Source organism: Actinoplanes sp. NPDC051633, from assembly GCF_040681735.1.
Taxonomy (GTDB): domain Bacteria; phylum Actinomycetota; class Actinomycetes; order Mycobacteriales; family Micromonosporaceae; genus Actinoplanes.
Map to the genome: position 1 here is coordinate 1 of NZ_JBFAZH010000903.1, position 3,248 is coordinate 3,248.

General features: G+C 70.2%; 4 protein-coding genes and 1 pseudogene. All 5 read left to right on the forward strand.

Going from position 1 to position 3,248, the window contains the following annotated elements:
- Window positions 1-35 precede the first annotated feature (35 nt).
- A pseudogene (locus tag AB0M20_RS34185) lies at window positions 36-950 on the forward strand (WYL domain-containing protein); the annotation flags it as partial.
- Between the two features lie 9 nt (window positions 951-959).
- Window positions 960-1,247, forward strand: a complete 288-nt coding sequence (locus tag AB0M20_RS34190; protein ID WP_364304484.1) for a hypothetical protein — start codon at window positions 960-962, stop codon at window positions 1,245-1,247.
- A 138-nt stretch (window positions 1,248-1,385) separates the two neighbouring features.
- Complete coding sequence (gene tatA, locus AB0M20_RS34195) at window positions 1,386-1,667, forward strand: Sec-independent protein translocase subunit TatA (RefSeq protein WP_364304485.1); 282 nt, start codon at window positions 1,386-1,388, stop codon at window positions 1,665-1,667.
- A 6-nt stretch (window positions 1,668-1,673) separates the two neighbouring features.
- Window positions 1,674-2,621 carry a twin-arginine translocase subunit TatC gene (gene tatC, locus AB0M20_RS34200; protein ID WP_364304486.1) on the forward strand — a complete coding sequence of 316 codons (948 nt, stop codon included), beginning with the start codon at window positions 1,674-1,676 and terminating at the stop codon, window positions 2,619-2,621.
- 81 nt (window positions 2,622-2,702) lie between these two features.
- Window positions 2,703-3,248, forward strand: a 546-nt coding sequence (locus AB0M20_RS34205; protein WP_364304487.1) for a diacylglycerol kinase family protein, incomplete at its 3' end; no start/stop codon positions are given.

A 3,248-nucleotide genomic window follows, 5' to 3' on the forward strand; every position in this document is an offset into this window, starting at 1 on the left:
ATACCAACGTTTTTAAAACATTTTAATTCTTTGAGCTCGTTCCCTACCTGCTGGCGCGGCCCGGGATCGCGGTCGCCGACGCGGCCGAGGGCCTGGGCGTCACCGAGAGTCAGCTGCGCGCCGACCTGGAGCTGCTCTGGGTGTGCGGCCTGCCCGGCTACGGCCCCGGCGACCTGATCGACATGGCGCTCGACGGCGACCGGGTGACCATCACCTACGACGCCGGCATCGACCGGCCGCTGCGCCTCACGCCCGACGAGGCGCTGGCGCTGGTCGTGGCCCTGCGCATGCTGGCGGAGACCCCGGGTACGGGCAACCGCGAGGTGGTCGAGCGCGCGCTGGCGAAGATCGAGAACGCGGCCGGCGACCTGGCCGACGCGCCGGTGGCGGTGCGGCTGCCGGCCAACGCCGAGCGCCTCGACAAGATCCGTGCGGCGGTCGAGCGCCGGCACGCACTGCGGCTGACGTACTACACCGCGACCCGCGACGAGACCACCGAGCGCACCGTCGACCCGATGCGGATGCTGATGGTGGGCGGCAAGGCGTACCTGGAGGCCTGGTGCCGGCGCGCCGAGGCCACCCGGATGTTCCGGATCGACCGGATCGACGCGTGGACCGAGCTGGAGGAGCCGTCCCGGCCGCCGGCCGAGGCGGTGCCGTCCGACGTCAGCACCGGCGTCTTCCATCCCGGGCCAGAGCTGCCGCTGGTCACCCTGCGGGTGGGCCGGGGCAGCCGGTGGCTGACCGAGTACTACCCGGTGGAGCGTGTGGAGAAGGACGGCGGCGACGAGTGGCTGGTCACAATGCGGGTGACCGACCTGGGCTGGGCGCAGCGGCTGCTGATCGGGGTCGGCCCGGACGTGACCGTGGTCGGGCCGCCCGAGCTGGTCGAGCGGATCCGCGCGCAGGCCGCGATGGCCCTGGACCAGTACGCCAATGCGCCAGGCTAGGGTGATCGCGTGTTGATGTGGATCTGGATCGGCGCCGGTGTCCTCGGACTGATCGTCCTGCTCGCGGCAGCCGTGCCGCTGGTCGGCAAGCTGGGTGAGTTGCGCCGGGCGGTGGCCCGGGTGCAGAAGCGGCAGACCGAGGCCGAGGCGCTGCAGGCGCATGCGCAACAGCTGGAGCAGACGTTGCTCGCGTTGCAGGGCCGCACCCAGACGATGCAGGAGCGGATCGCCCTGATCAAGGCCGGGCACGACTCGAGCGGTAAACACGCATGGCCGATACGTACCGGTGTGCGCTGATTATTCCGTTGTTGTCCTGAACTTCCCGCCCGCACGGCGAATCCACAGGCACCGCGACGGGTTACACGGCGGAAACCACACGTACGATGGATCGCGGCACCACCGCCAGACCTGATCCGACCGACTTGGAGTTCACCCATGGGCGCCCTCAAGCCATGGCACATCATCGTCTTCGTCGTCGTGCTCGTGCTGCTCTTCGGGGCGAAGCGGCTGCCGGACGCGGCGCGGTCGCTGGGCCGTTCGCTGCGGATCATCAAGGCGGAGACCAAGGGCCTGGTCGACGACGACAACGTGGCGGAGAAGGCGGAGCCGCAGCACGCCCGCGAGCCGCTGCGGCCCACCGAGATCCACGACCCGCAGCGGCCACAGCCACAGCAGCAGCCGTATGTCGACCCGGTGCAGCGCACCACCGACCGCTGACGCGCCATGGCTCTCTCCTTGCGCCGGAAGGGGCCGAGCAAGTTCGAGCAGGCCGCCGACGGCTCGATGACGCTGATCGAGCACGTCCGGGAGCTGCGTAACCGCCTCTTCTGGGCATCGCTCGGCATCGTCGCCGGCTTGATCGTCGGCTTCATCATCTCCCAGTGGGTGTTCCACGTCCTCGAGGGTCCGTACTGCGCGCTGGACAGCTCGTGGATCGACGGCAAGTGCCGGTTCACCGTGCTCGGCGCCACCGACGGTCTCCTCCTGCGCCTGAAGATCGCGCTGTGGGTCGGCCTGATCGTCGGCGCCCCGGTGTGGCTCTTCCAGCTGTGGGCCTTCATCGCGCCCGGCCTGCACCGGCACGAGCGCAAGTGGGCCTACGTCTTCGTCGCGATCGCCGCGCCGCTGTTCATCGGCGGCGCCGTGCTGGCCTACTTCGTCATCGGCCACAGCCTCCCGTTCATCATGGAGGCCGGTGTCATCGGCGACACCACCCAACTGGAGGTCACGGCCTACATCGGGTTTGTGACCAGCATGATCATGATCTTCGGTGCGGCGTTCGAGTTCCCGTTGATCCTGCTGATGCTCAACTTCACCGGTGTGGTGAGCGCGCGGCGGCTGCTCAGCTGGTGGCGGGTCGTGGTGTTCCTGTCCTTCGGCTTCGCCGCGATCGCCACGCCCGACCCGGGCCCGTTCGGAATGACGCTGCTGGCGCTGTGCATGGTGGCGCTCTACCTGGCCGCGGTCGGCGTCGCGTTCATCAACGACCGGCGCAAGGGCCGCGGCAAGGAGATCTACGCCGGGCTGGACGACGACGAGATCTCACCGCTGGAGGACACCCGCGAGCCGGTCGGCGCGGGCGCGCCGATCGAGACGGCGACGCCCATCGAGCGCCCCGAGCCGGTGGCGAAGCCGCTGCCGATCGAGCGCCGCTATGACGACATGACGTAATGCCTGGTTTCACATTCGCTCGCGACACGGTGACACAGGAGGCGAATGTGGAACTGGGCATAGGTCGGTAAGGTTCCGCCTGTGACCGACGACATCGCGGTGCTGGCCAATCCCACCGCAGGGAGAGGCCGGCACCGCGGTCTGCTTCCCGCGGTCCTCGATCGCCTCGGCACCACCGGCCGCACCGTCCGGCTGCTCGACGCGACGACCGCCGAGGAGGCGGAGAAGGCCTGTCACCGGGCCGTCGACGAGGGCGTGTCCGCGCTGGTCGCGGTGGGCGGCGACGGCACCGTGCACCAGGCGCTGCAGGCCGTGGCGGGGCGCGAGGTCGGCTTCGGTGTGGTGCCCGCCGGCACGGGGAACGACTTCGCGGCGGGTGTGGGCGTACCCCTCGCGCCGAACGCCGCGGCCGACGCGATCGCCGCCGCCGTCCGCGACGGCCGCGACCACCGGGTCGATCTTGCCAGGATCTCCGGGACCGACGGCGAGGTGCGGTGGTTCGGCGCGGTGCTGGCGGCGGGCTTCGACGCGATCGTCAACGAGCGCGCCAACCGGATGCGCTGGCCGCGCGGGCCGCGGCGCTACGACGTGGCGATCGCGCTGGAGATGGCCAGGCTTCGAGCCCGG

Bases quoted from the DNA above. Each gene is read 5' to 3' on its own strand.
- tatA (WP_364304485.1), top strand. From the start codon at position 1,386: ATGGGCGCCCTCAAGCCATGGCACATCATCGTCTTCGTCGTCGTGCTC.
- tatC (WP_364304486.1), top strand. From the start codon at position 1,674: ATGGCTCTCTCCTTGCGCCGGAAGGGGCCGAGCAAGTTCGAGCAGGCC.